The sequence below is a fragment of the Alcanivorax sp. genome (assembly GCF_017794965.1).
Lineage (GTDB): Bacteria > Pseudomonadota > Gammaproteobacteria > Pseudomonadales > Alcanivoracaceae > Alcanivorax.
In genome coordinates this window covers 2,403,910-2,417,610 of record NZ_CP051240.1, presented here as the reverse complement: position 1 = coordinate 2,417,610, position 13,701 = coordinate 2,403,910, and the positions used below count along the sequence as shown (strand labels likewise).

Sequence of the window (13,701 nt, the reverse complement as noted above, 5' to 3'; positions counted from 1 at the left end):
TCTAAAACCGGGGGCGGGCTCCGCGTTTCAACTTTGAACTTTTAACTTTCATTTCAGGGTTTCAGCAACGCCCCGTCCAGCAACTCCGCCGCGAATACTGGCAGCTTGGGGTGCTTGCGGTGGGTGGCCTTGTTGAGGCGGAAACCGGCTTCGCGGAAGGTGCTGGCGGTGTCGCGGGTGAGCTGGCAGCCGCACGCCAAGTGCTTCCAGGCCGGGTTGAGGCCAGCCTGAACCCGTCGCACCCAGCGTTTCTCGCTGGCCACATGTTCAAGGGCAAGCAGGGTGCCGCCGGGTTTCAGCACGCGATAGGCTTCCCGGGCAGCGGCTTCAGGATCAGGAATGGTGCAGAACACCAAGCACGCCACCACGGTATCAAAGCTTTCGTCGGCATAGGGCAACGCCTGGGCGTCACCGGTTTGCAGATGGAAGCGGTCAGGCTGGGGGCACTGGCTGGCAGACTCACGGGCCAGATCGAGAAGGGCTTCGCCGGGTTCGATGCCGTGGATTTCCGTGGCCATGTCGGAATACAGCGGGAAGTTGGCTCCCGTGCCCACGCCCAGCTCAAGGACCTTGCCATGAGCCTGGCGGAGCAGCTTTTCCCGGTCACGCCAGACCGGGCGGGTCGCCCAGTCCAGCAGTACCGGAAAAATACGGTCTTCGTACATTGCCATCATCAGTTACGCGGTGGCAGTACGTAGTCGTCCGGGTTGTTGAGCATTTCCATGGTCAGCGGATCGGACAGGACGCTGGTCAGGTTGCGGTCGGTCTTCTTGCTGAACTTGCGGCGCAGCTTTTCAAACTTGCGGAAGCTGCGGAAGTTCAGCGCATAAAGACGGACTTCCTGCAGGCGCTTGTAGGAATACATCACATCCAGGGCATCCATGGAGAACTGCGGGCGGATCTTCATGGCCTTTTCCAGGTAGCTGATGGCGTCGTTGAGATCGCGCTTGCGGTTCATGTAGATCAGGGCGTTGGCGTACTCGTAGTTGACGATGGGAATATCCGGCGCCAGTTCCAGGGCATCAGAGAACGAGTCTTCTACCGTGGTGGTGCGGGCGCCATAGGTCATGCGACCAGTGAACTTGCCCACACGGCGCATGATGCCGGCGTCGACACCGGCCCGGAAAGCGTGGGCCAGGGGCTGCTCCGGCATGATTTCCACGACTTCTTCGGCGCTGTTCTTGATCTTGCCGATGTAGCGACGGGCGACCACCACCGGCACCGGCGATTCCTCGGCGATTCGGGCAATGGCATAGGCATAGCCCAGCTTCACGCTGGCGACAATAGGTGCCACTTCCGGGTCGTCCTCGGCCTCTTTCATCACGTCAAAGTATTCTTCGGCGCGGTTTGCCACGTCCTGCAGCATCATGTACTTGATGCTCTGACGCTCGGCCAGGTAAATGGCGTACATCAGCTGGGAGAACAGGGCCGGGATTTCGCCCATGGGCCCCAGTTTCATCCCTTGTTCCCTGGCTTTCTGGAAATCACCGGAAAAGAACAGTCGCCATACTTCCAGGTAACGTTCCTCCAGGGCGTTGTAGTCACCGTGCCAGTCTTCGATACCGTCGGTCATGAACGGATACTTGTTGAACTGGACACGCATGTACTCGGCGGAAGGGTAGGGCACTTTCAGGCCCCGCATCAGGTAATCCCATTTTTCACGGATTTGCTGATCGTTGTAGGTGAAGTAGCTCTTCTTGTAGGGAACCTCATTCCAGGTTTCCACAAAGATGCGCTCGTCCACCGGAATCTCCTGCATTTGCAGCTCTTCCGGTGTGACCTCGTCCATCTCGTCGTCCGCGTCGTCATCTCGGGCGGCGAGGGTTTGCAGGCTAACGGTACAGAGCGTAACCAGAAGCAGGCTACGCCATAGCGGTTGAGAAAATGATGCCATCATGCAGCGGCTCTTGTTGTTGTTGTCTAGACTAAGGAGGGAGCGGGCGTTTATCTGCCTCTGTATACCCCAATGGCATAACAATGCCATGGGCCGGCACTGTGAACAAGTTCAGCTTGGTATGTATTCCATCGCCCTTATGTAACGCCAGGGTGGCGGTAACAGGCACGGGAGGGAATGAAACCGGGGAGAGCCCATCACGCCGGAAAGCCGGCCTGATGGGCTGCAGTTGGGGCAGGGATCAGGCCGTGGCGCCGGCGGCGCGCAGGGCGTCCGCGTAATCCGCGCATTTCACATGGCTCTCGATGTGGGCCAGCAAGGTGCGTCCCTGGGGATCACGGGCATTCAGGTCGCGGCCCTGTTCCTGGAAGAAGGCAATGAAGCGCTCGAAATCTTCCGCGCGCAGGGCCCGGTAGGCTTTCTCAAGCACGTGAAAATCGGTGGAAACGCCCTCTTCGCCGTTGAAATCCAGAAATACTTTGATCTGCTCATCGGTCATCGGCTCGCCGATAACCTTTTTCTTGTCTTTGCGCTCAGCCATGGGGGCTCCTGCTTCCATATCGGGTTCGGGCGTGGGACAGGGTGAACCGTTGCCCTTGATCAAGGGCGCGCATTATAGAAGGTTGCGCAGGCTTGAGGCCAGAGGTGGCCGGGAAGGAGGGAGAGACTGGCCGCCGGGGATGCCGGCGGCCGGGCCGTCATCAGGAGGCCATGTCCTTGAGTTTCTTCAGCGGACGTACCTTGACCATGGTACGAGCTGGCTTGGCTGCGAAGGTGGTTTCTTCGCCGGTAAACGGGTTGATGCCCTTGCGCGCCTTGGTGGCCGGCTTCTTCTGGGTCACGATTTTCATCAGACCGGGCAGGGTGAACTGGCCGGCGGAACGCTTCTTCAGGTGGCCTTCCATGATCACAGCCAGTTCATCGAACACAGCGTTGACGTCTTTCTTGGTCAGGCCGGTGGTTTCGCTGATCTGGTTGACGATCTGGGTCTTGTTCATGGGTTCGGTGATGGTTTTGACCTTGCGCGCAGCAGGTGCGGTTGCGGCTTTGGCAGCGGCTTTCTTCTTTGCAGCCATGGATTGCTTACCCCTTTTTGGTGTCTTCCTGAGTTGTGATGACGTCTTCTGAGATGGACGCCGGCGATGCTTCCCTGATCAGGCTTGCCCCTGGACTGCATTACCTCAGAGGGTCACTGATGTGGTTCGAACCTTTTATAAGGCAGGAAAATCAAGTTCACAAGCGCCCGGACCACTATTTTTCAAGGTTATGGAGAAAAAAGTGGCTATCCACCCATTGTTTGGCGCCGGATTGCCTGGTGGCATGGCTCGCAGCCAGTGGAATCGCTATACTGTGGCGCCTTTTTAAACGGCCCGGTTTTCCGGGGCGGCCATGGGCTGCCTGAACCGGGGCGTGCCATCAGAAATACGAACGGACATTTAGCATGCGAAGCCATTATTGCGGTGATTTGCGAGCCTCCCACGATGGAGAAACAGTTGAGCTGTGCGGCTGGGTACACCGCCGCCGTGACCACGGCGGGGTCATCTTCCTCGACCTGCGCGATCGTAATGGCCTGGTTCAGGTGGTCTTTGACCCGGACACCGAAGAAGCTTTCGCCCGTGCCGACAAGGTGCGCAGCGAGTTTGTTGTGCAGCTGAAGGGCCGCGTACGCATGCGGGACGAAGCGGTGCGTAACAGCAAGATGGCCACCGGTGACATTGAAGTGCTGGGCAAGGAGCTGACCATCCTCAACGAAGCCGCCACCCCACCGTTCGAGCTGGACGAGCATGGTGGTGCTGGCGAGGAAGTGCGCCTGAAGTACCGCTACATGGACCTGCGCCGCCCTGAAGTGCTGCGCAACTTCCAGTTTCGCTCCCGGTTGACCCATGCCATCCGTGCCTTCCTGGAAGGGGAAGGGTTCATGGACGTGGAAACCCCGATCCTGACCCGCGCGACCCCGGAAGGTGCTCGTGATTACCTGGTGCCCAGCCGCACCCATCCGGGCAGCTTCTTCGCGCTGCCCCAGTCCCCCCAGCTGTTCAAGCAGCTGCTGATGGTGGCGGGCTTTGATCGTTACTACCAGATCGCCAAGTGTTTCCGCGATGAAGATCTGCGTGCAGACCGTCAGCCGGAATTCACCCAGATCGATATCGAGGCATCCTTCGTCAACGAAGACGACATCATGGGCGTCACCGAACGTATGGCCCGCAAACTGTTCAAGGATCTGCTGGATGTGGAGCTGCCGGAATTCCCGCGCATGCCGTTCTCAGAAGCCATGCGCCGCTTTGGCTCCGACAAGCCGGATCTGCGTATTCCGCTGGAGCTGATCGATATCGCTGATCTGCTGGCTGGCGTGGACTTCAAGGTGTTCTCCGGCCCGGCCAACGATCCGAAAGGGCGTGTTGCAGCTATGCGAGTGCCCGGCGGCTGCAGCCTGTCGCGCAAGGATATCGATGGCTACACCAAGTTCGTCAGCATCTATGGCGCCAAGGGGCTGGCCTATATCAAGGTCAACGATCTGGCCGCGGGTGCAGAAGGCCTGCAGTCTCCGATCCTCAAGTTCCTCACCGAGGAAGCGATCCAGGGTATCCTGGAGCGCACCGGTGCCCAGACCGGCGACCTGATCTTCTTTGGTGCCGACAAGGCGCGCATCGTCAACGAAGCCCTGGGCGCTCTGCGTGTGAAGGTGGGCCATGACCTGAACCTGGTAGAAGGTGAGTGGGCCCCGCTGTGGGTGGTGGACTTCCCCATGTTCGAAGAGGACGAAGGGCAGTACCACGCGCTGCACCATCCCTTCACCATGCCCAGCTGCAGCCCGGAAGAGCTCAAGAGCAACCCGGAAGGTGCCCTGTCCCGTGCCTACGACATGGTACTCAACGGTACCGAGCTGGGCGGTGGTTCCATCCGTATCCACAATCCGGACATGCAGCGTACGGTCTTTGAAGCGTTGGGTATTTCCGACGAGGAAGCGGATGAGAAATTTGGCTTCCTGCTGGATGGCCTGAAGTACGGTGCGCCGCCCCACGGTGGGCTGGCGTTTGGTCTGGATCGGATGGTCATGCTGATGACCGGTTGCGAGTCCATTCGTGACGTGATCGCCTTCCCGAAAACCCAGACCGCCTCCTGCATGATGACCAATGCGCCGTCCCCGGTGGACAGCAAGCAGCTGCGAGAAGTGGGTGTTCAGGTGCGCAAGGAAGACGATTGATAAAGATGTCGGACGCCGGATGTCTGACGCCGGGCGCTTAAACCCGGACTTGAAAGCATTGGGGGGGCTGTGGTCCAGTCATGGATTGGCAGGCAACCCCCGCCGCGAATTGCGGGTTTTGGCGTTCGACGTCAGACGTTCGACATCCGGCCTCCAGCAAGCAAGCGGAGAATTTAATGGCTGGACATAGCAAGTGGGCCAACATCAAGCACCGCAAGGCGGCCCAGGATGCCAAGCGCGGCAAGATCTTCACCAAACTGATTCGTGAACTGACCGTGGCTGCCAAGATGGGCGGCGGTGAGCCTGCGGATAATCCCCGTCTGCGTGCAGCGGTGGACAAGGCGCTGGGCGCCAACATGACGCGCGACACCATCGACCGTGCCATCAAGCGTGGCGCTGGCGGTGATGACGGCGGCAACATGGATGAGATCACCTACGAAGGTTACGGCAAGGGTGGTGTGGCGGTACTGGTGGAAACCATGACCGACAATGTGAACCGCACCGTGGCCGAAGTGCGCCATGCCTTCACCAAATTCGCTGGCAATCTGGGCACCAGTGGCTCCGTCGCCTTCCTGTTCAGCAAGCGTGGCGAGATTTACTTCGAGCCGGAAAGCGTGGATGAAGAGAAGCTCATGGAAGTGGCGCTGGAAGCCGGCGCGGAAGATGTGGAAGAAATCGATGGTGGGGGTTTCCTGGTCATCACCAACCCGGACAAGCAGTTCGGTGACGTGGTGGATGCCCTGCGCGAAGCCAGTCTCGAATTCGCCGAAGCCGAAGTGACCATGCACCCTTCCACCGAAGCCGAGATCGATGCTGACACGGCAGAAACCGTGCAGAAGATGATCGACATGCTGGAAGATCTGGATGACGTGCAGAACGTCTACACCAATGCCAGCTGGCCGGCGGAAGAGGAATAGCTGCGAGCTATGAGCTATGAGCTTCCAGGAAAAGCAGAACCCCGGATTTTTCCGGGGTTTTTTGTTTTTAGGGGAGAGCGGCGAGGGGCGAGTTTCGAGTTGCGAAAGGCAAATTCGCGTGCAGGCACGCTCCCACAGCAGCCACAAGGCAGCGGGGTGGCTAATGGTTTTATTGTGGGAGCGTGTCAGTAGCGAAGTCCCTGCTATCCCCGCCACCTGTGATCGAACCCTCCCGCGTGCTGAATGCTGCGTGCAGCGTCTCTTAACCCAACTGGACATCCGGACAGTCTTTCGGTACAACTGACGCAGATTTTCTATTTGTGGTCAGGCAGTTATGGCATTGATTCTCGGTATCGATCCCGGTTCGCGGCACACCGGCTATGGGCTGGTGGAGCATGTGGGCAATCGGTCCCGGGCGGTGGCGTTTGGTACTATCTCGACGTCCCATAAAGAGATGCCACCACGGCTGGGGGAGATCTTTGCCGGTATTGATCAGGTGGTGAAGGAATATGGCCCGGCAGAGGTGGGCATCGAGAAGGTCTTCATGGCCCGCAATGCGGACTCGGCACTTAAGCTGGGTCAGGCGCGGGGGGCTGCCATCGCGGCAGTGATGCAGGCCTCGATTCCGGTGTTCGAATACTCTGCCCGCCAGGTCAAGCAGGCTGTGGTCGGCAAGGGCAGTGCCGAGAAGATCCAGGTGGGCGAGATGGTGCGTCACCTGCTGGGGCTGGACAAGCGCCCCCAGGAAGATGCCGCCGATGCCCTGGCCATTGCCCTTTGTCATGCGCACATGCGGGTTTCCCTGGCGCGCATGGCCGGCGCTACTGCGGTACGTAATCGCCGCATTCGATAACCGATACCTTATTAAGGATTCCGCATGATTGGACAATTGCGAGGCACCTTGCTGGAAAAGCGCCCCCCGCTGCTGCTGCTGGATGTGAACGGGGTGGGCTACGAGGTGGAAGCGCCCATGACGGTATTCTACGAGCTGCCGGAAACCGGCCAGCCACTTACCCTGCATACCCATTTTGTGGTACGTGAAGATGCCCAGTTGTTGTACGGCTTTGCCAACCGCTATGAACGTGAGCTGTTCCGCGCGCTGATCAAGGTCAACGGCGTGGGGCCGAAGATGGGGCTGGCGATTCTGTCCGGTATCGAAGCGGATCGCCTTGCCCAGTGCATCCAGGATCAGGATGCCTCAACCCTGGTCAAGGTACCGGGCATTGGCAAGAAGACCGCGGAACGGCTGGTGATCGAAATGAGCGACCGGCTGGACAAGATTGATGGCGGGCCGGTCAGCTTGCCAGGCCGGGTGGCACTGGATCCGGTGGATGATGCCCGCAGTGATGCCATTGCCGCGCTGGAGGCACTGGGCTATCGCAACAAGGATGCGGTGGCGGCTGTCAGCAAGGTGGCAGAAGAGGGCGCCAGCAGCGAGCAGATGATCCGCATGGCGCTGAAAAATCTGGCTAAATGACGTCCCAAGGCATTATTCCGGGTGTCATTTAGTCAATTCTTCGTAGTAACTGTGATACTGACAATGGTAGACACGTGGGTGCTGGGGTACGCTAGCCCCACTCGAGACAGTCACCACAACCGGGCAGGGGCGGCATCGCCGCAAACATGGATAACGAAAGACTGATATCGGCCGCCAACGAAGGCAGCCAGGAAGAACAGCAGGATAGGGCAATTCGGCCATCCAGCCTGGCCGATTACCACGGCCAGCCAAAAGTCCGCGAGCGCATGGAGATCTTCATTGATGCCGCCCGCGGGCGTCGCGAAGCGCTGGACCACACCCTGATCTTTGGCCCGCCCGGCCTCGGCAAGACTACCCTTGCCCATATCATTGCCCGTGAAATGGGCTGTGAGCTCAAGTCCACCTCTGGGCCGGTTCTGGAAAAAGCCGGTGATCTGGCGGCCATCCTCACCAATCTTGAAGAAGGCGATGTGCTTTTCGTGGATGAAATTCACCGCCTTTCGCCGGTGGTGGAAGAGATTCTGTATCCGGCCATGGAAGACTACCAGCTGGATATCATGATCGGGGAAGGGCCTGCTGCCCGCTCCATCAAACTGGATCTGCCTCCCTTCACCCTGGTCGGCGCCACCACCCGTGCCGGGCTACTGACTGCCCCATTACGTGACCGGTTTGGGATCGTGCAACGGCTTGAATTCTACTCGGTGGAGGATCTGGCAGGAATCGTGCAAAGAGCCTGTGAGATTCTGGCCATTCCCATTGATGATGCAGGGGCTCTGGAAGTGGCGCGCCGCTCACGGGGTACCCCCCGGATAGGCAATCGGCTGTTGCGGCGTGTGCGTGATTACGCCCAGGTAAAGGGCGATGGGCAGATCACTGAAGTCATGGCACAGCGAGCGCTGGATATGCTCGAGGTGGATAGCTGCGGCCTGGATGGTACCGACCGTCGATTACTGGACATGATCATGCACAAGTTTGATGGCGGTCCGGTGGGGCTGGAGTCGCTGGCGGCGGCGCTGAATGAAGATGCGGGCACCCTGGAAGAAGTGGTGGAGCCCTATCTGATTCAGCAGGGGTTTATTCAGCGCACGCCACGGGGGCGTACGGTTACTAACCATGCATGGCGGCATTTCGGGCTGAAATCCCCCCGCCGGGATGGCGATTTGTTTAATGATTGAAAAAAAAGCGCAAAGTGGGGAATTTACCCTCCCGGTTCGCGTCTACATCGAAGACACTGACGCCGGTGGCATCGTCTATTACGTGAATTACCTGAAATTCATGGAACGGGCCCGGACAGAGTATCTGCGTACTCTGGGCTACCAGCACTATGTGCTGGCCGAGGACAATTTTCAGTTTGTTGTTCATACGGCCAACGTGCAATATCGCCAGCCGGCGCGCATTGATGATGCGCTGGACGTGACAGCACGCATTAGCAAGCTGGGAAAAGCCACGCTGTTGTTTGATCAGCAGGTGCGTCGGGGAAACACCTTGCTGTGTCAGGCCGAGATTAAGGTGGCCTGCGTCACAGTGGATACACTCAAGCCCACGGCTATACCGTCGGCGTTATACAAGAAATTTATCGCAGCCAGCGAAGGAGAAGGGCTCAATGGTTGAGGCATCCAGCATGTCGGTTGTCAGTCTGATCAGCAATGCCACCATTGTGGTGCAGCTGGTAATGGCGCTGTTGGTTCTGGCGTCACTGACGTCCTGGTACATGATTGTGGGCCGCTACCGGGTGCTGGGACGTGCGCAGAAAGCCGGCAGGGCGTTCGAGGAGACCTTCTGGTCCAGCGATGATCTGGCCTCCCTCTACAAGCAGAGCCGCGACAACCCCCACCCGGATTCCGGTACCGAGTCCATTTTTCGCGCCGGGTTTCAGGAATTTGTGCGGCTGTCCAAGAGTTCTCGTAGTGCCGATGCTGTCATGGATGGTAGCCAGCGTGCCATGCGCGTGGCGCTGCAACGTGAGCAGACCCGTCTGACCCGTCACCTGCCGTTTCTGGCCACAGTGGGGTCTACCAGCCCTTATGTGGGCCTCTTTGGCACCGTGTGGGGGATCATGAATTCCTTCATGGCCCTGGCCAATGTGAAACAGGCCACCCTGAGTGTGGTGGCACCGGGTATTGCCGAAGCCCTGATTGCCACGGCCATTGGTCTGTTCGCCGCTATTCCTGCCGTCATGGCCTACAACCGTTTTTCTGCACAGAGTGATTCCCTGCTGACCGAAAACGAAATGTTTGCCGAGGAATTCTCATCGGTGCTCCATCGCCAGGCCCATGGACGGGGAGACTGATCCATGAGTGGCGTGAAGGTAAGGGTGCCGCGCAAGCTGGTGGCCGAGATGAACGTGGTGCCTTACATCGATGTGATGCTGGTGCTGCTGGTGATCTTCATGGCCACCGCTCCCATGATGACCCAGGGCATCAATGTGGATCTGCCGGACAGCAACAGTGCGCCCATCGATACCACCAAGGATGAGCCAGTGATCGTATCGGTGACCGCTGATGGCAGCTACTTCATCAATGTGGGGGGCGACACCAAGAAATCCGCCAGCCTGGAAACGGTGAAAGGCCATGTGTTGCGTATTCACAAGCACAAGCCGGAGACCCTGTTTCTGGTCGAGGGTGACAGCAAGGTAGCGTATGCCAGTGTGATTTCCCTGATGGCGGCTTTGCAGGAAGCGGGTATTACCCAGCTGGGTCTGGTTACGGAGCCCGCGGGCAGCAATGAGTGATCGTCAGGTTGCGATTACCTTTACCCTGTTCATTCACCTGCTGGTGTTTGGGTTGCTGGTGTTCAGCTGGAGTACGGATCCCACGCTGCATAAGACGCCGGTGATTCCGCCGCACGTGAAAGCCACCATGGTGGAGACGTCGAAACAGAAGAAGGCGCCGGTAGCGAAGCCGACGCCGGAGAAGAAGCCGGCACCCAAGCCCAAGCCGAAGCCGGTGGAAAAGCCAAAACCCAAGCCCAAACCGGTGGAAAAACCCAAACCGGTGGAAAAGCCGAAGCCAACGCCGGCACCGAAACCCAAGCCGGCCCCGGAGCCGAAACCGGCGCCGAAGCCCGATCCCAAGCCAAAGGTGCCGGAGATCGAGGAGCCCAGCTTGGAAGAAATGCTGGCAGACGAAGAAATTGAAATGGATCGCAAGCCGGATGAAGCCGCGGCCGAGGAAGCAGAAGACGCGGCCAGCAACGCGGATCAGTCCGATGTGGAAGTGGCCAGTCACAGTGATGCCATTCGGGCGGCGGTAAAGCAGCGCTGGCGTATTCCGGGTACCTACCGGGGCCGCAATGATCTGCAGACCACGGTACGGATTCGTACCATCCCGGGTGGTGATGTGCTGGATGTTTCTGTGGTCAAGTCCAGCGGCTATCCACAATTTGATGAGTCCGTAATGAAAGCCGTGCAGTTGGCAGCGCCATTGCCGGTGCCCTCCGGGGCCTTGTTTGATAAAGAGTTTCGCTCATTCTTAATGGTATTTGAGCCAACAGGAGTTTCGCAGTGAGTCGTATTGCAGTGGTAGTGGTGATGTTGCTGGCAAGCGTGGTTGCCCGTGCAGAACTGCTGATCAAGGTGACCGAAGGGCGGGTGGATGCCGTGCCGATTGCCATCGTGCCGTTTGCCGGTTCCCAGGGAGCCCCGGAGGATGTCTCTGCCATTGTGGCTGCCGACCTGCATCGAAGTGGCCAGTTCAAGCCGCTGCCGGCAGAGGATATGCTCAGCCGCCCCACCACCCAGAGTGAAGTCATTTACCGGGATTTTCGTGTGCTTGGCATGGAGTACATTGTTGCGGGCAGCATGAAGGCGCAGGAAAGCGGCGGCTATGAAATCACCTACGCGCTGTATGATGTGAGCAGCGAAGTGAAGCTGCTGGAGGAGACGTACCGTCCGCCGGTCTCGCAACTGCGTGATGTGGCCCATGCCATCAGCGACCGGATCTATGAGCAGCTCACCGGTATTCCCGGCGCCTTTTCCACCAAGATTCTCTACGTGACCCATAATCGCGGTGCGGCCAATCCGTTCCAGCTGCAGTATGCCGATGCTGACGGTCACCGTGTGACCACCATCCTGCGCAGCAAGGAACCGATCATGAGCCCGGCCTGGTCTCCGGATGGTCGCCGGGTTACCTACGTATCCTTCGAGGATCAGGGGCTGCCGGCGATCTATGTTCACGAGCTGTCCACCACCAAGCGGGAGAAGGTATCCAGCTTCAAAGGTATCAATGGTGCCCCGGACTGGTCTCCGGACGGGCAGAAACTGGCCCTGACGCTGTCACGGGACGGCAATCCGGAAATCTATATGCTGGATATCAATACCAAGGCGCTGACCCGTCTGACCAACCATTATGGCATTGATACCGAGCCGCGCTGGCTGCCGGATGGCGAGAGTCTGGTGTTCACCTCCAGCCGCTCAGGCGGGCCGCAAATCTACAAACTGAACATAAATGATAAGTCTGTCAGACGCGTTTCATTCCAGGGTGCCTATAATGCGCGCCCGGATGTGACGCCAGATGGTCGTTATCTGGTTTATGTGCACCGACGAAATGGAAATTTCAATGTTGGTGTCCAGGACCTCCAGCGGGGAACATTCAATATCGTGACCCGTACCGACATGGATGAGTCTCCCAGTGTTGCACCCAATGGAAGTATGGTAATTTACGGGACGCAAGACCGGGGAACGGGGGTTCTGGAAGCCGTATCCATCGATGGCAGAGTGAAAGTGGAGCTGCCGTCGAAGGAAGGGGAAGTCAGAGAACCGGCATGGTCGCCGTTCCTCTGACAGAGTATCGAGTGGGCAAGGAGTCACTCGGCACTCGCCAGGTTCTCGGAGTCCAAACTTAGGAAATAATAGGAGCTTTTCATGCGTTCATTTCTCAACCCGCTGTTCGCCCTGATGTTGGCTGCCGCGCTGGCCGCTTGTTCCAGCACGCCGACTGAAGAAGACACATCCGCTACCGATACCACCGAGCAGACTGAAGTTGCTCCGGTAACCCCGGTAGAGCCCACCACGCCGGCCAAGCCGGACACCAGCAGCATCCCGATGACTGCTGATAACTTCTACAACCATCCGTCCAACTACGACGGCACCACCAACACCAAGGTGATCTACTTCGCTTTCGACAGCAACACCGTTCCGGCTGCTGCCTTCGAAACCCTGCGTGCACACGCTACCCACCTGAAGAACAACGCCAACGCCAAAGTGCGTCTGGAAGGTCACGCTGATGAGCGCGGTACTCGCGAGTACAACGTGGCTCTGTCCGAGCGTCGTTCCAAGGCGGTAGAGAAGTTCCTGCGCGTTCAGGGCGTGTCTGCTTCCCAGATCGAAGTCGTATCCTACGGTGAAGAGAAGCCGGCGGCATTCGGCCACAGCGAAATGGACTGGGCCAAGAACCGTCGTGTTGAACTGAACTACACCGCGGGCCGTCCGTAAACGATGGCTGCAGTGATGACAAAACGCCTGTTCGCAGGCGTCTTGCTCAGCTCCCTGGTGCTCTGCGCGCATGCGCAGGGTACTGGGCCGCTGGCCATTGAGGACCGCAGTGCTGCACGTAGCATGTCGCAAGCCGCCGGTGAGCAGCCTCGTTCTGCCCCCGCGATGAACGAAGATGGCTTGATCATGCTGATGCAACAGCAGCAGCAGTTCGAGGAGCAGATCCAGATGCTCCAGGGGCAGATTGAAGAGCTGCGCCATGAATTACAGGTAATGAAAGACGCTGAACGTGAGCGCTACCTGGATCTGGATACTCGAATCAATACCCTGGCTGAACAAGGCGTTGCCGAGCAGTCAGAGAGCGGTGAGGGCGCAGTACCCGCTGACCCGGAAGCCGACAAGCAGGCCTATAACGCGGCCAAGGATCACCTGGTTGCCCGTGATTTCGATGCGGCAGCCGACGCCTTTGAGGCGTACCTCAAGGATTTCCCCAATGGCCAATACCGTGGCCATGCTCACTTCTGGCTGGGGCAGGTCTACAGTAACCAGCAGACCCCACAGAACGACAAGGCCATGGAACAGTTCCAGGCGGTTGTCGATGATTACCCGGATCACAGCAAGGCCCCGTCCAGCCTTTATACTCTGGCGGTGATGCAGGCCCGCAATGAACAGGTCTCAGAAGCCAAGATCAACCTGCACAAGCTGATCAAGCAATATCCGGATTCCAACAAGGTCAGTCAGGCCAAGTCATTGCTTGAGCAACTGAACGACTGATGA

16 protein-coding genes are annotated in these 13,701 nt (G+C 58.5%); 12 read left to right on the top strand and 4 right to left on the bottom strand.

The features are described 5' to 3' along the window. Positions 1–53 precede the first annotated feature (53 nt). From HF945_RS10660 to HF945_RS10645, 4 genes are all read right to left on the bottom strand, one after another. Positions 54–674 carry a class I SAM-dependent methyltransferase gene (locus HF945_RS10660; protein ID WP_290522589.1) on the bottom strand — a complete coding sequence of 207 codons (621 nt, stop codon included), beginning with the start codon at positions 672–674 and terminating at the stop codon, positions 54–56. Next, the gene (locus tag HF945_RS10655; RefSeq protein WP_290522588.1) at positions 674–1,897 is read right to left on the bottom strand and encodes a hypothetical protein; all 1,224 of its coding nucleotides are present in this window, start codon (positions 1,895–1,897) and stop codon (positions 674–676) included. Before HF945_RS10655 ends, HF945_RS10660 begins: the two co-directional genes overlap by 1 nt. 238 nt (positions 1,898–2,135) lie before the next feature. Then, positions 2,136–2,435 (bottom strand): PA4642 family protein, encoded by a 300-nt coding sequence (locus HF945_RS10650; RefSeq protein ID WP_290522587.1) that lies wholly within the window; start codon positions 2,433–2,435, stop codon positions 2,136–2,138. Positions 2,436–2,595: 160 nt separating this feature from the next. After that, entirely contained in the window at positions 2,596–2,970 is a 375-nt protein-coding gene (locus HF945_RS10645; RefSeq protein WP_290522586.1) for an HU family DNA-binding protein, read from the bottom strand. A gap of 365 nt (positions 2,971–3,335) precedes the next feature. Here HF945_RS10645 and aspS point away from each other — a divergent pair, with 365 nt between their 5' ends. The 12 genes from aspS (at position 3,336) to ybgF (ending at position 13,698) form a co-directional block, all read left to right on the top strand. Continuing rightward, positions 3,336–5,099, top strand: a complete 1,764-nt coding sequence (aspS, locus tag HF945_RS10640) for an aspartate--tRNA ligase (RefSeq protein WP_290522585.1) — start codon at positions 3,336–3,338, stop codon at positions 5,097–5,099. A gap of 176 nt (positions 5,100–5,275) precedes the next feature. Continuing rightward, positions 5,276–6,016 (top strand): YebC/PmpR family DNA-binding transcriptional regulator, encoded by a 741-nt coding sequence (locus HF945_RS10635; RefSeq protein WP_290522584.1) that lies wholly within the window; start codon positions 5,276–5,278, stop codon positions 6,014–6,016. A 334-nt stretch (positions 6,017–6,350) separates the two neighbouring features. Further along, complete coding sequence (gene ruvC / locus HF945_RS10630; protein ID WP_290522583.1) at positions 6,351–6,869, top strand: crossover junction endodeoxyribonuclease RuvC; 519 nt, start codon at positions 6,351–6,353, stop codon at positions 6,867–6,869. 24 nt (positions 6,870–6,893) lie between these two features. Continuing rightward, a complete protein-coding gene (ruvA, locus tag HF945_RS10625) occupies positions 6,894–7,493 on the top strand; it encodes a Holliday junction branch migration protein RuvA (RefSeq protein ID WP_290522582.1) in 600 nt (199 codons plus the stop codon). 146 nt (positions 7,494–7,639) lie between these two features. Then, the gene (gene ruvB, locus HF945_RS10620) at positions 7,640–8,668 is read left to right on the top strand and encodes a Holliday junction branch migration DNA helicase RuvB (protein ID WP_290522581.1); all 1,029 of its coding nucleotides are present in this window, start codon (positions 7,640–7,642) and stop codon (positions 8,666–8,668) included. Then, positions 8,661–9,104, top strand: a complete 444-nt coding sequence (gene ybgC / locus HF945_RS10615; protein ID WP_290522580.1) for a tol-pal system-associated acyl-CoA thioesterase — start codon at positions 8,661–8,663, stop codon at positions 9,102–9,104. The genes ruvB and ybgC overlap by 8 nt, the downstream gene beginning before the upstream one ends. Further along, positions 9,097–9,783, top strand: coding sequence for a protein TolQ (tolQ, locus tag HF945_RS10610; protein WP_290522579.1), 687 nt, complete (start codon positions 9,097–9,099; stop codon positions 9,781–9,783). Before ybgC ends, tolQ begins: the two co-directional genes overlap by 8 nt. Positions 9,784–9,786: 3 nt before the next feature. Next, complete coding sequence (gene tolR, locus HF945_RS10605; protein WP_290522578.1) at positions 9,787–10,224, top strand: protein TolR; 438 nt, start codon at positions 9,787–9,789, stop codon at positions 10,222–10,224. After that, the gene (locus HF945_RS10600; protein ID WP_290522577.1) at positions 10,217–10,999 is read left to right on the top strand and encodes a cell envelope integrity protein TolA; all 783 of its coding nucleotides are present in this window, start codon (positions 10,217–10,219) and stop codon (positions 10,997–10,999) included. Before tolR ends, HF945_RS10600 begins: the two co-directional genes overlap by 8 nt. Positions 11,000–11,022: 23 nt before the next feature. Then, complete coding sequence (tolB, locus tag HF945_RS10595; RefSeq protein ID WP_290525407.1) at positions 11,023–12,273, top strand: Tol-Pal system beta propeller repeat protein TolB; 1,251 nt, start codon at positions 11,023–11,025, stop codon at positions 12,271–12,273. A gap of 81 nt (positions 12,274–12,354) precedes the next feature. After that, entirely contained in the window at positions 12,355–12,924 is a 570-nt protein-coding gene (gene pal, locus HF945_RS10590; RefSeq protein ID WP_290522576.1) for a peptidoglycan-associated lipoprotein Pal, read from the top strand. 15 nt (positions 12,925–12,939) lie between these two features. After that, a complete protein-coding gene (ybgF, locus tag HF945_RS10585) occupies positions 12,940–13,698 on the top strand; it encodes a tol-pal system protein YbgF (protein ID WP_290522575.1) in 759 nt (252 codons plus the stop codon). The last annotated feature ends 3 nt before the right edge of the window (positions 13,699–13,701 follow it).

Excerpts from the sequence above, each read along its gene's own strand:
- HF945_RS10660 (WP_290522589.1), bottom strand. The coding sequence starts at position 674 with ATGATGGCAATGTACGAAGACCGTATTTTTCCGGTACTGCTGGACTGG.
- HF945_RS10655 (WP_290522588.1), bottom strand. The coding sequence starts at position 1,897 with ATGATGGCATCATTTTCTCAACCGCTATGGCGTAGCCTGCTTCTGGTT.
- HF945_RS10650 (WP_290522587.1), bottom strand. The coding sequence starts at position 2,435 with ATGGCTGAGCGCAAAGACAAGAAAAAGGTTATCGGCGAGCCGATGACC.
- HF945_RS10645 (WP_290522586.1), bottom strand. The coding sequence starts at position 2,970 with ATGGCTGCAAAGAAGAAAGCCGCTGCCAAAGCCGCAACCGCACCTGCT.
- aspS (WP_290522585.1), top strand. The coding sequence starts at position 3,336 with ATGCGAAGCCATTATTGCGGTGATTTGCGAGCCTCCCACGATGGAGAA.
- HF945_RS10635 (WP_290522584.1), top strand. The coding sequence starts at position 5,276 with ATGGCTGGACATAGCAAGTGGGCCAACATCAAGCACCGCAAGGCGGCC.
- ruvC (WP_290522583.1), top strand. The coding sequence starts at position 6,351 with ATGGCATTGATTCTCGGTATCGATCCCGGTTCGCGGCACACCGGCTAT.
- ruvA (WP_290522582.1), top strand. The coding sequence starts at position 6,894 with ATGATTGGACAATTGCGAGGCACCTTGCTGGAAAAGCGCCCCCCGCTG.
- ruvB (WP_290522581.1), top strand. The coding sequence starts at position 7,640 with ATGGATAACGAAAGACTGATATCGGCCGCCAACGAAGGCAGCCAGGAA.
- ybgC (WP_290522580.1), top strand. The coding sequence starts at position 8,661 with ATGATTGAAAAAAAAGCGCAAAGTGGGGAATTTACCCTCCCGGTTCGC.
- tolQ (WP_290522579.1), top strand. The coding sequence starts at position 9,097 with ATGGTTGAGGCATCCAGCATGTCGGTTGTCAGTCTGATCAGCAATGCC.
- tolR (WP_290522578.1), top strand. The coding sequence starts at position 9,787 with ATGAGTGGCGTGAAGGTAAGGGTGCCGCGCAAGCTGGTGGCCGAGATG.
- HF945_RS10600 (WP_290522577.1), top strand. The coding sequence starts at position 10,217 with ATGAGTGATCGTCAGGTTGCGATTACCTTTACCCTGTTCATTCACCTG.
- tolB (WP_290525407.1), top strand. The coding sequence starts at position 11,023 with ATGTTGCTGGCAAGCGTGGTTGCCCGTGCAGAACTGCTGATCAAGGTG.
- pal (WP_290522576.1), top strand. The coding sequence starts at position 12,355 with ATGCGTTCATTTCTCAACCCGCTGTTCGCCCTGATGTTGGCTGCCGCG.
- ybgF (WP_290522575.1), top strand. The coding sequence starts at position 12,940 with ATGACAAAACGCCTGTTCGCAGGCGTCTTGCTCAGCTCCCTGGTGCTC.